Origin of the sequence: Actinosynnema sp. NPDC091369, from assembly GCF_044757065.1 — a bacterium.
Classification (GTDB): Bacteria; Actinomycetota; Actinomycetes; order Mycobacteriales; family Pseudonocardiaceae; genus Actinosynnema.
Map to the genome: position 1 here is coordinate 620936 of NZ_JBIVUG010000001.1, position 14952 is coordinate 635887.

Genomic DNA, 14952 nt, shown 5'->3' on the forward strand with positions numbered 1-14952 from the left:
CCCCCGCGAGTCCAACGCTCACGTCGCGTGAGTCCCACGTTCGCGTCGCGTGAGTCCTACGTTCGCGTCGCGTGAGTCCTACGTTCGCGTCGCGTGAGTCCTACGTTCGCGTCGCGTGAGTCCTACGTTCGGAACACCCGAATTCAACGCTCGGAACGCGGAAGAGGCCCGGGGGATCGCTCCCCCGGGCCTCTTCGCACCGCACGACTACTGCCCCGCGGCCGCCACGCCCACCGCGGCGCTCTCGAACGCCGCCTCACGGTCGAACACGACCTCGCCGTCCACCCACACCTTGCGCGGACGCAGGTCGTCGTCCCACCAGACGAGGTCCGCGACGGCGCCGGGCTCCAAACGGCCGAGCGTGGGCTCGCCGATCGCGTCGGCCGGGACGATGGTCGCCGACGCCAGGGCGTCCGCCGGGTCCACGCCCACCGACACGATGTTGCGCACGGCCAGGTCCAGAGTCAGCGCGCTGCCCGCGATCGTGCCCTCCGGCGAACGCGGCACGCCGTCCTCGGTCAGCAGCACGTCCGCGCCACCGAGCTGGTAGCGGCCCGGCGGCATGCCCGCGGCGGCCACGGCGTCCGTGACCAGCGCGACCCGGTGCCCGGCCGCGTTGAACACCAGCCGGCACACGTCCGGGCCGACGTGCGCCAGGTCCGCGATCAGGCCCAGCGTGAACCGGTCGTCCACCAGCGCCACGCCCGGCACGCCCGGCTCGCGGTGGCCGAGCGGGCGCTGGGCGTTGAACAGGTGCGTCACCATGCGCGCGCCCGCCTCGGCCGCGGCCCTGGTCTGCTCGCCCGTCGCGTCGCTGTGGCCGACCGCGACCAGCACACCCGCCGCCGCCAGCCTGCGCACGGCGTCCATGCCGCCCGGCTGCTCGGGGGCGAGCGTGACCATGCGCAACGCGCGCCGCAGCACCTCGTCGGCCAGCAGCACGTCGATCTCGGCCGGGCCGGGCGCCACCATCAGCGCCGGGTCGTGCACGCCCGCGCGTTTCGGCGACAGGAACGGCCCTTCCAGGTGCACGCCGAGCGGCTTGGCGCCCGCGTGCGCCGGCAGGGTGGCCGACGCCGCCAGCACGGCGTGCGCCTGGCGCACGGCGACCGGCACCGGCGCGGTGATCAGGGTCGGCAGGAAACGGGTCACCCCCGTGCGCGGGAGCGCTCTCGCCACCGCGGCCATGCCCTCGGGGTCCACCTCGGCGAAGTCGACCCCGACCGCCCCGTTGACCTGCACGTCCACCAGGCCCGGGGTGAGCAGGCCGTCGGTCAGCACCTCGGCGCCGTCGGGTGGTGAACCCGCGACGACCTCCACGATCCGGCCTGCCCTGAACCTCAGGCTGACGGGACCGGTGATGGTCCGACCGAGCAGTGCTCGCGGAGCTGCGACAACCGTGTCCAAGGTCCCTCCTCAAATGGTCCAGACCATTATGGCCGGAAGTGGCGGACGCCGTCACGTGTGGTTATAAGATAACCGAATAGAGTAGGGTTGGGTTAATGTTTCGCCGCGCGGCGGGGTTCGGCCGCGTGGCGCTCCGGCGTGGCCCATACTTGGCGCCAGACATCCGAGGTCTAGCTGACGAGTCGAGGGCCGCCGTGGCAGTTACCGACGACGCCATCCTGCGCGTCAAGGAGATGATCGTCTCGGGCGAGCTGAAGCCGGGCGACCGACTGCCGCGGGAGGCCGACCTCGCCGAGCGCCTGGGGTTGTCGCGGAACTCGCTGCGTGAGGCGGTCAAGGCGTTGTCGCTGGTCAGGGTGCTGGACGTGCGGCAGGGTGACGGGACCTACGTGTCCAGCCTGCGGGCCGACGACCTGCTCGGCGCGCTGTCGTTCGTGCTGGACCTGCACCGCGGCGAGGACTCCGTGCTGGAGGTCCTGCAGGTGCGCCGCATCCTCGAACCGGCCGCGGCGGCGATGGCGGCCCAGCGGGTCGGGCCGGAGGAGGTCGCGGCGCTGCGGGCGTTGTGCGACGCCGCCGAGTCGGCCCGGTCGGTGGAGGAGCTGGTCGAGCACGACCTGGAGTTCCACCGCGCCGTCGCGCACGGGTCGGGCAACGCCTACCTGGCCCAACTGCTGGACACGCTGGCCGGCCCGACCGTCCGCGTGCGCATCTGGCGCGGCATCACCCAGGGCGGCGCGGTCGACCGGACCGTCGCCGAGCACCGCGCCATCGTCGACGCCCTGGCCGCCCGCCAGCCGGAACTGGCCCGGTCGTGGTCCACGGTGCACGTGGCGGGCGTCGAGCAGTGGCTGTCCGACCTGGCGTGACGCGGCCCGCGGTGTTCCGAGCGTTCAACTCGGGTGTTCCGAACGTAGGACTCACGCGTTCTGGACGTAGGACTCTCGCGTTCCGGGGGTAGGACGCGCGGGGGTTAAGGGAGGTCGGACCAGAGGGAGTCGGGGATCGGGGTGGAGGCGGCGGCGGCGTTGGAGAGCATCTCGGCGGCCGTGCGGACGCCCAGGAGCACGGAGACGACCGCCGGGTGGCGGAACGGGAACGAGACGGCCGCCTGCGGCAGCGTCACGCCGTGCCGGGCGCACACGGCGGCGATCCGCCGGGCCTCCTCCACCAGCGCCACCGGAGCGGCCCGGTAGTCGTAGGTGTCGCCGACCTCCGGCCGCGCCAGCAGCCCGGAGTTGAACACCCCCGCCGCCACCACCGCCACCCCGCGCGACGCGCACAGGTCCAGCAGCGGCGCACCGGTCCGCTCCAGCACGGTGTACCGCCCGGCCAGCAGCACCACGTCCAGGTCGGTCTCCCGGACGAACCGCGCGGGCATCTCCCACTGGTTCATGCCGACCCCGACCGCCCCGATCACGCCCTGCGACCGCAGCTCCAGCAACGCGGGCACGGCCTCCGACACGGCCTGCTCCCAGTGCGCGTCCGGGTCGTGCAGGTACACCACGTCCACCCGGTCCAGCCCGAGACGGTCCAAAGAGGACTCCAACGACCGCCGCACGCCGTCGGCGCTGAAGTCCCACCGCCGCCACGCCGTGGCGGGCACCGCGAAGCCGTTCGCCCGGTCGTCGCCGTCGCCGAAACCCGGTTCCAGCACCCGGCCGACCTTCGTCGACACGACGAACTCCGCCCGCGGCCGGTCGGCCAGGAACGCACCGATCCGCCGCTCCGACAGCCCGAGCCCGTAGTGCGGCGCGGTGTCGAAGTACCGCACCCCCACGTCCCACGCGGCCTCCAGCGCGCCGAAGGCGTCCTCGTCGGACACCTCCGCGTACAGGTTGCCGATCGGGCCGCCGCCGAACCCCAGCCGGGACAACGGGATCACTCCTGCACCTTCCCCGTGGCGAACCGCGTCACGACCAGCGCCACGATGATCACCGCGCCGTACGACGCGTTGATGTAGAACCCGCTCACGCTCAGCAGCCGCAGGATGTTCTCCACCAGCCCGAGCATCAGCACCCCGGACAACGCGCCCACCAGCGTGCCACGCCCGCCTTGCAGGGAGATGCCGCCGATCACCGCCGCCGCGAACACCTTGAAGATCATCCCGTCGCCCTGGGTGACCGCGACCGTGCCCAGCCGCCCGGTCATCAGGATGCCCGCCACCGCGGCCAGCACACCGGCGACGACCAGCACCACCCACACCACCCGGTCCACCCGGATGCCCGCCGCCCGCGCGGCTTCGCTGTTGCCGCCCACCGCGTACAGCGCGCGCCCCGGCCGCAGGTACCGCAACGCGAGGATGCCCGCCGCGAACAGCACCACGCACACCCACACCGCCGCCGGCAGCCCCAGCCACGTCGCCGCGCCCAGGTACAGGAACGACCCGGGCACGTCGAACAACGTCTGCCCCCTGGTCAGCGCCTCCTGCAACCCGCGCAGCAGGGTCAGCATCCCGAGCGTCACCATGAACCCGGACAGCCCCAGCTTCAGGATCAGCAACCCGTTCAGCCCGCCGACCAGCGCGCCCACCAGCAGGCACACCGGGATCGCGGTCCACGCGCCCAGCTCCACCCCGAGCCCGTTGGACGCCGCCGGGATGACCAGGGCGATGGCCAGCGCGGGCGCGATGCCGATGGTCGACTCCAGCGACAGGTCCATCTTGCCGACGATCAGCACCAGCGCCTGCCCGAGCACCAGCAGCGACAGCTCGCTCTGCTGCTGGAGCACGGCGACCAGGTTGTCCGCGGTGAGGAAGATCGGGCTGACGGCCGCGCCCACGACCAGCAGCGCCACGATCGCCGGCACCAGCGCCAGGTGCTGGTAGCGGCCCAGCCGCGCGATCACCGGCCCAGTCCTTCCACGGCCGCGACCAGCTCCCCGTCCGACCAGCCGCGCGCGAACTCCCGCACCACCCGGCCGTGGAACAGCACCAGGACCCGGTCGCACACCCGCAGGTCGTCCAGCTCGTCGGACACGACGACCGCCGCCGTGCCCGCCCGCGCCCGGTCGGCCACCACCCCGAGCAGCGACTCCTTCGACTTCACGTCCACCCCCGCGGTCGGGTCGACCAGCACCAGCACGGCCGGGTCGGCGGCCAGCGCCCGCGCCAGCACGACCTTCTGCTGGTTGCCGCCGGACAGGTCGGACACCGGCTGCGCCGGACCGTCCGCCTTGATGTCGTACGCCGCGATCACCGCGCGCCCGGCGTCGTGCAGCGCCTTGCGCCGCACCACCCGGTCCAGCACGGCCAGCCGCGCGTTCTCCGCCACGCTCAGGTCCGGCACCAGCCCCTGGTGGTGGCGGTCGCGCGGCACGTACCCCATACCCGCGCGCAGCGCGCTCGGCACGTCGGTCACCGGCACACCGCGCACCGCCACGGTCCCCGCCGACGCCCGCCGCAGCCCGTACACGGTCTCGGCGAACCGGTGCTTGCCGCTGGACGCGCTGCCCGCGAGCCCCACGACCTCGCCCGCGCGCACGGTCAGCGTCATGTCCGCGAACGCCTCACCGGACAGCCCGCGCACGGTGAGCACCTCCTCGGCGCGCGACCCCTCCCCCACGCGCTCCGGCACGGCCAACCCGCCCGGCTCACCGGTCATGGCCTCCACCAGCGCCGGTTCCGGCAGCTCGGCGACGGGCGCGGTGACGACGTGCCGCGCGTCCCGGAACACCGTCACGGCCTGGCACACCTCGTACACCTCCTGGAGGTGGTGGGAGATGAACAGGAAGGCCACCCCGCCGTCGCGCAACGACCGCATCCGCTCGAACAGCCGCTCGATCGCCGGACCGTCCAGCCGCGCGGTCGGCTCGTCCAGGACGATCAGCCGCGCGCCGGTCGACAGCGCCCGCGCGATCTCGACGAGCTGCCGCTGCTCCACGGTCAGGTCGCCGACCCGCGCGTCCGGCGACACCGCCACCTCGTACTGCGCCAGGAGGTCCGCCGCCCGCCGCCGCAACCGCGACCAGCGCACCAGCGCGCCCTGCCGGTTCAGGAACAGGTTCTCCGCCACCGACAGGTCCGGCACCACCGCGGACCGCTGGTAGACGCACGACACCCGGGCCCGCCACGCCGCCCGGTCGGCCACCGGCGGCGCGGGTTCGCCGAAGAACCGCACCCGTCCGGCGTCCGGCGCGCGCATCCCGGTCAGCACCGAGACCAGCGTCGACTTGCCGGCGCCGTTGCGGCCGACCAGCGCGTGGGTCTCCCCCTCGCGCACCCGGATGCCCACGTCGTCCAACGCCACCGTGCGGCCGAACCGCACGCTCACCCCGTCGGCCTCCACGACCACCCGGTCCCCGACCCCGCCGGCGGTGGACATCACGACCCGACCTGGTTGCCCCAGAAGGCCCTGTCGTCCACGTTGTCCTTGGTGATCAGCGGCGCGGGGAGCTGGTCCTCGAGCTGGCCGCCGCCGACGTCGACGATCTCGCTGCCGTGGTCGGTCGGGCCGGGCTCGAAGGTCCTGCCCTCGATCGCGGCCTTGGCGTAGAACAGCGCCCACTCCGCGTACAGGTCGGCGGGCTGGGACACGGTCGCGTCGATCTCGCCCCTGCGGATGGCCTCCAGCTCCTGCGGGATGCCGTCGTTGGACACGATGAAGACGTGCTTCGGGTCCTCCGGCGGCACGAGCATGTTCCTCTGCCGCAGCACTTGCAGCGTGGGCGCGAGGAACACACCACCGGCCTGCATGTAGATGCCGTCGACGTCCGGGTGCTGGGTGAGCCGGGTCTGCAAGGCGGCCGAGGCCCTGGTCCCCTCCCAGTCCGTCGGCTCCTCGAACACCGTGATGCCCGGGTAGTCGCGCCGCATGCACGCGGCGAACGCCTCGGACCGGTCCCGGCCGTTGACCGAGGACAGCGAGCCCTGGAACTCGACCACCTTGCCGTTGCCGCCGAGCTTGTCGCCGAGGAACCTGCACGCCTTCTCGCCGTACGCCTTGTTGTCCGCGCGCACCACCATGTAGACGCCGCCCCGGTCGGGTCGCGTGTCCACCGTGACCACGGGGACCTTCGCCTTGGCCAGGCGCTCCACAGTGGACGCCACCGCGCCGGTGTCCTGCGGCGCCATCACGATCGCCTTCGCCCCCTGGCTCTGCAAGGACTGGACGTTCGCGACCAGGTTCTCCACCTTGTTCTGGGAGTTGGTCGGCGGCATCAGGGCGATGCCGAGCTCTTGCGCCTTCTGCGGCGTGTACTTGATGTAGGAGTTCCAGAAGTCCGAGTCGGCCCGCGGGTGGTCGACGCCGATCGGGCCGACACCGGACGCGCCGGTCGTGCCCGCCGAGCCGCAGGCGGTCGTGAGGGTGAGGCACACCGCGACGGTGAGGGTGCTGCGACGCTTCATGGTCCCCCGATCCGGTTAGGGTTTCGAGCGCAACCGCACTCCGTGCATGCCGCCGTCGACCGCGAGGACGGTGCCGGCGGTGGAGCCGGAGAGCGGACCGGCCAGGTAGGCGATGGCGCCCGCGACCTCGTCCGCCGAGACCAGCCGCCCGTGCGGCTGCCTCGCCTCCAGCGCGGCCCGCTCGGCGTCCGGGTCCGGCGCCGAGTCGAGCAGGCGGCCCACCCACGGGGTGTCCGCCGTGCCGGGGGCCACCGCGTTCACGCGGATGCCCTCGCGCACGTAGTCCGCGGCCATGGCCAGCGTCAACGCGTGCACCGCGCCCTTGCTGGCCGAGTACAGCGCGCGCTGCGGCAGACCGGCCCAGGCCGCGATCGAGCCGGTGTTCACGATCGCCGCCGACGGCGACCTGCGCAGGTGCGGCAGCGCGGCGCGGGCGACCCGGGCCATGCCGACCACGTTCACGTCCAGCACCCGGTGCCACTCGTCGTCCGGGTTCGCGGTCACGTCGCCCTGCGCGCCGACGCCCGCGTTGTTCACCAGCACGTCCAGCCGGCCGAACCGCTCGACCACCTCCTCGATCGCCGCGCGCACCGACGCGTCGTCGGTCACGTCGGCCCTGATCCCGTGCACCGGCGGGTCGACCCGCGGGTGCAGGTCCAGCGCCACCGCGGTCGCGCCCCGCGCCGCCAGCAGCCGCGCGGTGGCCAGGCCGATGCCCGACGCGCCGCCGGTCACCACCGCGACCAGCCCTTCGAACTCGCTCACCGCCGCGCCTCCAGCTCCGCCCACACCGGGCCGTCGGGATACCGGTAGTCGGTCACCGTCCCGTCGCGCAGCCGCGCCGAGAAACCCGGCTCGGTGGGCGCGGCGTACCGGCCGCCGCGCACCACGGCCGGGTCGGTGAAGTGCTCGTGCAGGTGGTCGACCCACTCGATCACGCGGTCCTCCAGCGACCCGGAGACCGCCACGAAGTCGACCATCGCCAGGTGCCGGACCAGCTCGCACAGGCCGACGCCGCCCGCGTGCGGGCACACCGGCACGCCGAACTTCGCCGCCAGCAGCAGGATCGCGATGTTCTCGTTCACGCCGCCGACCCGGCACGCGTCGAGCTGCACCACGTCGACCGCGCCGGCTTGCAGCAGCTGCTTGAAGACCACCCGGTTCTGCACGTGCTCGCCGGTGGCGACCTTGATCGGGCGCACCGCCCTGGCGATCGCGCCGTGCGCCAGCACGTCGTCCGGCGAGGTGGGCTCCTCGATCCAGTACGGGTCGAACGGCGCCAGCTCGCGCATCCAGGCGATGGCCGTGCCCACGTCCCACCGCTGGTTGGCGTCCACGGCGATGCGCACGTCCGGCCCGACGACCTCGCGGGCCAGCCTCATCCGCCGCACGTCGTCGTCCAGGCTGCCGCCGACCTTCAGCTTGATCATGTCGAAGCCGTCGGCGAGCGCCTGCCGCGCCAGGCCCGCCAGCTTGCCGTCGGCGTAGCCGAGCCAGCCCGGTGACGTCGTGTAGGCCGGGTAGCCGTCGCGGACCAGCGCCGCCGCCCGTTCGGCCCGGCCCGGCTCGGCGCGCCGCAGCACGTCCAGCGCCTCCTCGGGCGTGAGCGCGTCGGACAGGTACCGGAAGTCGACCAGGCCGACGATCTCCTCCGGCGTCATGCCCGACAGGAACCGCCACAGCGGCAGGCCCGCGCGCCGCGCGGCGAGGTCCCACGCGGCGTTGACGACCGCGCCCAGCGCCATGTGCGCGACGCCCTTCTCCGGGCCCAGCCAGCGCAGCTGCGAGTCGCCGACCAGGTCGGCGGACAGCGCGGCCAGGTCCGCCGCGGTCTCCGGGACGGGCCGGCCGACGACGTGGTGCGCGAGCGACCGGATCGCCGCGGCCTGCACGTCGTTGCCGCGGCCGATCGTGAACGCCAGCCCGTAGCCGTCCGGGCCGTCCGACGTGCGCAGCACCACGTAGGCCGCGGAGTAGTCCGGGTCGGGGTTCATCGCGTCCGACCCGTCCAGCTCCCGCGAGGTCGGGAACCGGATGTCCAGCACGTCCAGCGCGACGACCCGGTCGACCATCACGCCTGCCCGAACGTCTGCCGCTGCCGGCCCAGCCCGTCGATCTCCAGCTCCACCACGTCGCCCGCCTTCAGGTACGGCTTGGGCTCCGGGTGGCCGAGCGCCACGCCGGCCGGCGTGCCGGTGTTGATGACGTCACCCGGTCGAAGGACGAGGAACCAGCTCAGGTAGCGGACCAGCTCGGCCACCGGGAAGATCATGTTCTTGGTGGAGGAGTCCTGCCGCGGCACGCCGTTGACCCACAGCCGCAGGCCCAGCGCCTGCGGGTCGCCGACCTCGTCCGCGGGCACGAGGAAGGGGCCGAGCGGGTTGAACGTCTCGCAGTTCTTGCCCTTGTCCCACTGCCCGCCGCGCTCCAGCTGGAACTCCCGCTCGCTCACGTCGTGCGACAGCGTGTACCCGGCGACGCAGGTCAGGGCCTCCTCGGCGGACTCCAGGTACCGGGCCGTGCGCCCGATGACCACGCCCAGCTCGACCTCCCAGTCCGTCTTCACCGAGCGGCGCGGCACCAGCACCTCGTCGTTCGGGCCGACGATCGTGTCCGGGGTCTTGAGGAACACCACCGGTTCCGACGGGATCGCCAGGCCGGTCTCCTCCGCGTGGTCGCGGTAGTTGAGGCCGATGCAGACGAGCTTGCCGACGCCCGCGACCGGCGGTCCGATCCGCACGCCGTCGTCCACGATCGGGTGGAGTTCACCGGCCGCCAGGGCGGCGCGGGCGCGGGCGATGCCGTCGTCGGAGAGGAACGCGCCGGTCACGTCGTCGGTCACCGGGGTCAGGTCGTACGTCACGCCGTCGTCGGCACGGACGGCAGGGCGTTCCGAGCCCGACGGGCCCAGGCGCAGCAACTGCACGGCAGGTCCTCCTCCACCACTCGATAGATCGGATGTATAGCGCTTGCCGTTCGGGGCGTCTAGAGGTTGTCCGGTTATTCGTCCGATGAATCCCGGTTACGAAGGGTTGCGATGACATTCCACCGCGCGGTGTGGGCATCCGCCGCCACCGCCGCACTGCTCGGCACGCTCCTCGTCGGCCACGCCGCGGGCGCCGACCGGCCCGCCAGACCCCTGCCGCCCAACCGGGCCGACCACGCGGGCGACGGGTCGTCCGAACGAGCGCTCGACCGCGCCAGAGGCCCGGTGACGGCGTTCGTCGAGCTCACCACCACCCCGGCCACGCAGGCGTACGGCGACGAGAAGGCCCGCGGCGGCGACCCGGCCGCCGCGGCACGGGCGGCACGGCAGCGCACCGACGCCCAGGCCGACCGGGTCCTGACGGCGCTGCGCGGCCGTGACGCCCGCACCCGCGTGGTCGCCAAGACCCGCAACGCGGTCCCCGGCGTGGTCGTCAACGCCGACGCGGCGAGCCTGCGCGGCCTGGCCGCGCTGCCCGAGGTCAGGTCCGTGCGGCTGACCGTGCCGAAGACCGTGCGGAACGCGGGCGCGGTGGAGCTGACCGGGGCGGCGCAGGTGTGGCGCGACACCGGCCGCCACGGCGAGGGCGTGCGCATCGGCATCGTGGACACCGGCATCGACTACACCCACGCCGACTTCGGCGGACCCGGCACCGCCGCCGCGTACCAGGCCGTCGACCGCACCGCGCCGTGGACGCCCACCGCGAAGGTCGTCGGCGGCTACGACTTCGCGGGCGACGCCTACGACTCCACCGACCCCGCGAAGGCCGTGCCCGCGCCCGACCCGAACCCGCTGGACTGCCACAGCCACGGCACGCACGTCGCGGGCACGGCCGCCGGGTACGGCGAGAACGCCGACGGCACCCCGTTCACCGGCGACCACTCGACGTTGACGCCCGAAGCCGTGGCCGGGATGAGGATCGGCCCCGGCGTCGCGCCCCGGGCGTCGCTGTACGCGTTGAAGGTGTTCGGCTGCACCGGCTCGACCGAGCTCGTCGGCCAGGCGCTGGACTGGTCGCTGGACCCGGACGGCGACGGCGACTTCGGCGACCACCTCGACGTGGTCAACCTGTCGCTGGGCAGCGACTTCGCCGGCCAGGACGACCCCGACAGCCTGTTCGTGCGCAAGGTCGTGGAGCACGGCGTCGTGGTCGTCGCGGCGGCGGGCAACGGCGGCGACCTCTACGACGTGGGCGGCTCGCCCGGGAACACGCCCGAGGCGCTGGCCGTGGCCAACACGCGGGACGCGTTCGCGCTCCTGGACGGCGTCGAGGTGGCGGGCGCGCGGCACGCCGGGCAGTACAGCAAGAGCTACACCGGCTACCCGGCGCTGGACGTGACGCTGCCCGTCGTGCCGGTGTCCGACCCGGAGAACCTCGACGGGTGCGCGCCGATCACCGAGGACCTCAACGGCCGGTTCGCGTGGCTGGAGTGGGACGAGGACGACGCGACCCGCGAGTGCGGCTCCGCGGCGCGGACCGACAACGCCGAGGCGGCGGGCGCGGAAGGCGTGCTGCTCACCGCCACCAGCGACCACTTCAAGGCCGCCATCGCGGGCAACGCGGGCATCCCGGCGTTCCAGTTCACCCGCGCGTCCACCGAGGCGCTGCGCCCGGCGTTGACCGGCGGCACGCTCCAGGTCCGGATGCTCGGCTCCCTGCGCAACGCCGTGCCGACGATGACGCCGACCCTCGCCGACACGATCACGCCGTCGTCGTCGCGGGGATCGCGCGGCGCGGCGGCGGCCAAGCCCGACGTGGCCGCGCCCGGCGACACGATCCTGTCCGCCAACGTCGGCACGGGCGCCGAGGCGGTGAGCATGGGCGGCACGTCGATGGCCTCGCCGCACGTGGCGGGCCTCGCCGCGCTGGTGCGCGAGGTGCGTCCGGACTGGACGGTCGAGGAGGTCAAGGCCGCGATCATGAACACCGCGTCCGGCGACGTGACCGACGGCGACGACCACACCACCGGCAAGCCCGAGGCGCCCATGCGGGTCGGCGCGGGCCGGGTGGACGCGCTGGACGCGGTCGGCGTCGACCTGCTGGCCATGGTCGCCGACGACCCCGGCACGGTGGGCGTCTCGTTCGGGCCGGTCGGGGCCGGCGCTCCGCTGACCGTGCGCAAGACCGTGGAGGTGGTGAACAAGTCGGCCCGGCCACGCACCGCGCGGGTCTCCTACGAGGCCGCGACCACCGTGCCCGGCGCGGGGTTCGAGGTGTGGCCGCCGGTGCTCGTCGTGCCGCCGAACGGGACGGCGACGGTCGACGTGACGCTGACCGTGACGCCGGAAGAGCTGCGCAAGGTCGCCGACCCGACGATCGAGAAGGTGCAGGGGGGCGTGGCCCGGCAGTTCCTGGCCGAGGCGTCCGGGCGGCTGCTCGTGCGGTCCGGCGACCTGGTGCTGCGGGTGCCGGTGTACGCGGCGCCGGAACCGGTCGCCGACGTCGAGGCGGTCGACCGCGGTGACGGCGCGGTCGAGCTGGCCGGGCGCGCGGTGGACCAGGGCGAGGGCGACGAGGCGTACCGGTCGCTGGTGAGCGCGTTCGAGCTGCACGGCTCCAGCCCCGAGCTGCCGCCGTGCGGGGACGACGTGCAGGCCGACTGCGCGGTGAACGGGTCGGCGCGCGGGGGCGACCTGCGGTACGTGGGCGCGGCGGTCGGTGACGGGATGCTCGCGTTCGGGATTGTGACCTGGCACGACTGGGTCACGCTCGGCCTCGCGAACAGCCCCCGGGTGCGGGTCGACACCACCGGCGACGGCGTGCCCGACTACACCGTGCAGGCCGTGAAGCCGGGTTCCGGCCTGGTGGTCACGGCGGACGTGTGGCTGGCGCGGACCGTGCGCGCGGCGGACGGCGCGGTCGTGGACGAGCAGCCGCTCAACGGCCAGTACGGCGACGTGGACACCAACGTGATGGACACCAACGTGGTGGTGCTGCCGGTCGCGTTGAGCGCGTTGGGGATCGACCCGGCGGCGGCGAGCGCGCCGGTGACCTACACGGTCGTGACGTCCGGGGACTACCCCGCGCCGGGCAACGCCGACGGGTTCGTGGACCGGATCGGCACGCCCATGGCGTTCGACCCGCTGCGGCCGGGGCTCGGCGTCGAGGGCGGGGTGTCGTTCGTGGCGGAGGCCGGCGCGGTGCTGCGGGTGCGGCGCGGCGGGTCCGCGGTGGACGGCAGCCTGCTGTTCCTGCACCACCACAACGCTTCCGGTGACCGCGCGCAGGTGCTCGCGGTCCGCTGACGCCCGTCACGGCTGTCACGCCCGTCACGCCTGTCACGCAGAGCCAGGTCCGGCACAACCCGGTTGGGTGTGCCGGACCTCGTTCGTGCTGGGCATACTCGGGCGAATGGGTTTCGTGGTGGGTCTGGACGCGGGCGGCACGAGCACCCGGGCGTTGGTGCTCGACCTGGACGGCACCCGCTTGGGCGCCGGCGTCGCGGGTGGCGCGAACCCCAACTCGCACCCGCCGGAGCTGGCCGCCGCGCACGTGCGGCAGGCGTTGACGGCGGCGTTGGACGGGGTGGATGCGGGGAAGGTCGAGTCGGGCGTGCTCGGCATGGCCGGGTCGAGCAAGCTGCTCAGCGACCCGGCGGTGGCGGCGTTGTTCGAGGCGGCGTGGGCGGGCGCGGGGCTGCGGTGCCCGATGCGCGTGATCACGGACTGCGAGGCGGCGTTCGCGACCGGCACGGCGTCGCCGGACGGGACCGTGCTGGTGGCCGGGACGGGGTCGATCGCGGCCCGGATCGAGCACCACGAGCTGGTGTCGACGGCGGGCGGGTACGGCTGGCTGCTGGGTGACGAGGGGTCGGCGTTCTGGCTGGGCCGCGAGGCCGTGCGGGCGACGTTGGCGGCGTTGGAACAGGACGACGTGGACGACCTGGCCGCCGCCGTGCTGGCCCGTGCCGAGATCCCGGACCTGCCGCGCCGGGAGCGGTGGCGTCGGCTGATCACCGCGGCGAACGCGTCAGCGCCGATCGCCCTGGCCACTTACGCGCCGCTCGTGACGGCGCACGCCGCCGCACCGTCCGCCGACCGCATCATCACCGCCGCCGTGCGGGCGTTGGCGGACCTGGCCGACGCCGCCCGTCCGGCCGACAGCCGCGCGCCGATCGTCCTGATGGGCAGCCTGGTCCACGCGAACCCGCTGGGCTCGCGCCTCAAGCGCGAGCTGTCCACCCGTTCCGCGGCTCCCGTCACCGTCGCCACCGAGGGCGCCGCCGGCGCCGCCTGGCTGGCCGCCGTGAAGATCCTGGGCGACTCCGCCCCCCGCCCCCTCTAACTCCGCGAGAGTCGAACGCTCAGGTCCCGCGAGTCGAACGCTCAGGACCCCCGAGTTCAACGTTCAGGAGAGGCGGCACCGAGCCGTCCCCGACCTGAATGTTGAACTCGGGGGTCCTGGAGGTTCGACTCTCGGGTCCTGGAGGTTCGACTCACGAGGTGGGGCGGGGGTGGCGGAGGCCCGGGTGGTCGGCGGGGAGGGTGCGGCGGAGGACCCACCAGCTGACGGCGATGCACGCGACCTGGAGGGGCCAGGTCAGGGCGGCGCGCATGATGCCCAGCAGGACGACTTCGCCGGCCAGCCAGAGAGCGCCGAACACGAGGACGCGCAGGACGTACTGGCCCACCCACGGCCACGACGCGTAGCGGTACGCGCGGAGCAGGTCCGGGTCACGCCGCCAGCGGAACTTCTGGCCCGTGACCAGACCGACCACCACGCCCAAGAGGGGCCACCGCAGCACGATGGACGCCGCCCACACCAGCGCGGACGCGGCATTCAAGAAGATCTGGAGCAGGAAGAAGTCCTCCGCCCGCCCGGTCTGCAACGCGATGTACGCGGCCAGCACGACCAGGGCGACCGAGGCCAGGAGGGCGCGGGGACGGCCGCCTCGCAACACCCGCACGACACCGACGACCACGCCGACGACCACCGCCGAGAGAGCGCCGACCGCCACGGAGTTCCCGCCCAGCAACCACCCCACGACGAACGCCGGCGGCGGCAGCGAGGCGTCCAGCGCACCGCCCCGCCCGCCCAGCAGTGCGGCCAGCGACTCCTGACGCGTGTCGGTCATGCCTCCAGGGTGCCTTAGGCCAACCTAACCCAGGTAACGGACCCGTCTCGGGGCATTGACCCCCGTGAGGGCCGTCACTAACGTCACGGCGAAATCGTCTGGAAAGTTAACAGACAGGACCGCTCCCCCACAGACAG

The 14952-nt window shown here is 73.7% G+C and carries 12 protein-coding genes; 3 read left to right on the top strand and 9 right to left on the bottom strand.

Annotated features, from left to right (window positions below; all coding sequences use genetic code 11):
- Positions 1-207: 207 nt before the first annotated feature.
- A complete protein-coding gene (gene nagA / locus ACIQMJ_RS03035) occupies positions 208-1407 on the bottom strand; it encodes an N-acetylglucosamine-6-phosphate deacetylase (RefSeq protein ID WP_499759329.1) in 1200 nt (399 codons plus the stop codon).
- A gap of 194 nt (positions 1408-1601) precedes the next feature.
- Between nagA and ACIQMJ_RS03040 the strand changes: the two genes are divergently transcribed.
- Positions 1602-2276: a FadR/GntR family transcriptional regulator gene (locus ACIQMJ_RS03040; protein ID WP_499759330.1), complete on the top strand. Its 675-nt coding sequence runs from the start codon at positions 1602-1604 to the stop codon at positions 2274-2276.
- A gap of 104 nt (positions 2277-2380) precedes the next feature.
- Here the strand turns inward: ACIQMJ_RS03040 and ACIQMJ_RS03045 are convergent, their stop codons facing one another.
- Genes ACIQMJ_RS03045 through ACIQMJ_RS03075 form a run of 7 tightly spaced genes read right to left on the bottom strand, consistent with a single transcriptional unit; the run spans position 2381 to position 9680 of the window.
- Complete coding sequence (locus ACIQMJ_RS03045) at positions 2381-3292, bottom strand: aldo/keto reductase (RefSeq protein WP_499759331.1); 912 nt, start codon at positions 3290-3292, stop codon at positions 2381-2383.
- A complete protein-coding gene (locus ACIQMJ_RS03050) occupies positions 3289-4254 on the bottom strand; it encodes an ABC transporter permease (RefSeq protein ID WP_499759332.1) in 966 nt (321 codons plus the stop codon). The genes ACIQMJ_RS03045 and ACIQMJ_RS03050 overlap by 4 nt, the downstream gene beginning before the upstream one ends.
- Complete coding sequence (locus tag ACIQMJ_RS03055) at positions 4251-5729, bottom strand: sugar ABC transporter ATP-binding protein (protein ID WP_499759333.1); 1479 nt, start codon at positions 5727-5729, stop codon at positions 4251-4253. Before ACIQMJ_RS03055 ends, ACIQMJ_RS03050 begins: the two co-directional genes overlap by 4 nt.
- Positions 5729-6754 carry a sugar ABC transporter substrate-binding protein gene (locus ACIQMJ_RS03060; protein WP_499759334.1) on the bottom strand — a complete coding sequence of 342 codons (1026 nt, stop codon included), beginning with the start codon at positions 6752-6754 and terminating at the stop codon, positions 5729-5731. Before ACIQMJ_RS03060 ends, ACIQMJ_RS03055 begins: the two co-directional genes overlap by 1 nt.
- Positions 6755-6769: 15 nt before the next feature.
- Positions 6770-7519 carry an SDR family NAD(P)-dependent oxidoreductase gene (locus ACIQMJ_RS03065; protein ID WP_499759335.1) on the bottom strand — a complete coding sequence of 250 codons (750 nt, stop codon included), beginning with the start codon at positions 7517-7519 and terminating at the stop codon, positions 6770-6772.
- Positions 7516-8826, bottom strand: coding sequence for an enolase C-terminal domain-like protein (locus ACIQMJ_RS03070; RefSeq protein ID WP_499759336.1), 1311 nt, complete (start codon positions 8824-8826; stop codon positions 7516-7518). The genes ACIQMJ_RS03065 and ACIQMJ_RS03070 overlap by 4 nt, the downstream gene beginning before the upstream one ends.
- On the bottom strand, positions 8826-9680 hold the full coding sequence (locus ACIQMJ_RS03075) for a fumarylacetoacetate hydrolase family protein (RefSeq protein WP_499759337.1): 855 nt from the start codon (positions 9678-9680) through the stop codon (positions 8826-8828). The genes ACIQMJ_RS03070 and ACIQMJ_RS03075 overlap by 1 nt, the downstream gene beginning before the upstream one ends.
- Positions 9681-9791: 111 nt before the next feature.
- Between ACIQMJ_RS03075 and ACIQMJ_RS03080 the strand changes: the two genes are divergently transcribed.
- Together ACIQMJ_RS03080 and ACIQMJ_RS03085 are read left to right on the top strand one after the other, a co-directional pair.
- Entirely contained in the window at positions 9792-12986 is a 3195-nt protein-coding gene (locus ACIQMJ_RS03080; RefSeq protein WP_499759338.1) for a S8 family peptidase, read from the top strand.
- Positions 12987-13092: 106 nt separating this feature from the next.
- Entirely contained in the window at positions 13093-14025 is a 933-nt protein-coding gene (locus ACIQMJ_RS03085; RefSeq protein ID WP_499759339.1) for an N-acetylglucosamine kinase, read from the top strand.
- A 151-nt stretch (positions 14026-14176) separates the two neighbouring features.
- Here ACIQMJ_RS03085 and ACIQMJ_RS03090 read toward each other — a convergent pair whose 3' ends face one another.
- The gene (locus ACIQMJ_RS03090; protein ID WP_499759340.1) at positions 14177-14815 is read right to left on the bottom strand and encodes a DUF3159 domain-containing protein; all 639 of its coding nucleotides are present in this window, start codon (positions 14813-14815) and stop codon (positions 14177-14179) included.
- Positions 14816-14952 lie beyond the last annotated feature (137 nt).

What these genes read in the sequence shown, in the direction of transcription:
- ACIQMJ_RS03055 (WP_499759333.1), bottom strand. Translation starts at nt 5,729, where the DNA reads ATGTCCACCGCCGGCGGGGTCGGGGACCGGGTGGTCGTGGAGGCCGAC.
- ACIQMJ_RS03070 (WP_499759336.1), bottom strand. Translation starts at nt 8,826, where the DNA reads ATGGTCGACCGGGTCGTCGCGCTGGACGTGCTGGACATCCGGTTCCCG.
- ACIQMJ_RS03085 (WP_499759339.1), top strand. Translation starts at nt 13,093, where the DNA reads ATGGGTTTCGTGGTGGGTCTGGACGCGGGCGGCACGAGCACCCGGGCG.
- ACIQMJ_RS03060 (WP_499759334.1), bottom strand. Translation starts at nt 6,754, where the DNA reads ATGAAGCGTCGCAGCACCCTCACCGTCGCGGTGTGCCTCACCCTCACG.
- ACIQMJ_RS03090 (WP_499759340.1), bottom strand. Translation starts at nt 14,815, where the DNA reads ATGACCGACACGCGTCAGGAGTCGCTGGCCGCACTGCTGGGCGGGCGG.
- ACIQMJ_RS03080 (WP_499759338.1), top strand. Translation starts at nt 9,792, where the DNA reads ATGACATTCCACCGCGCGGTGTGGGCATCCGCCGCCACCGCCGCACTG.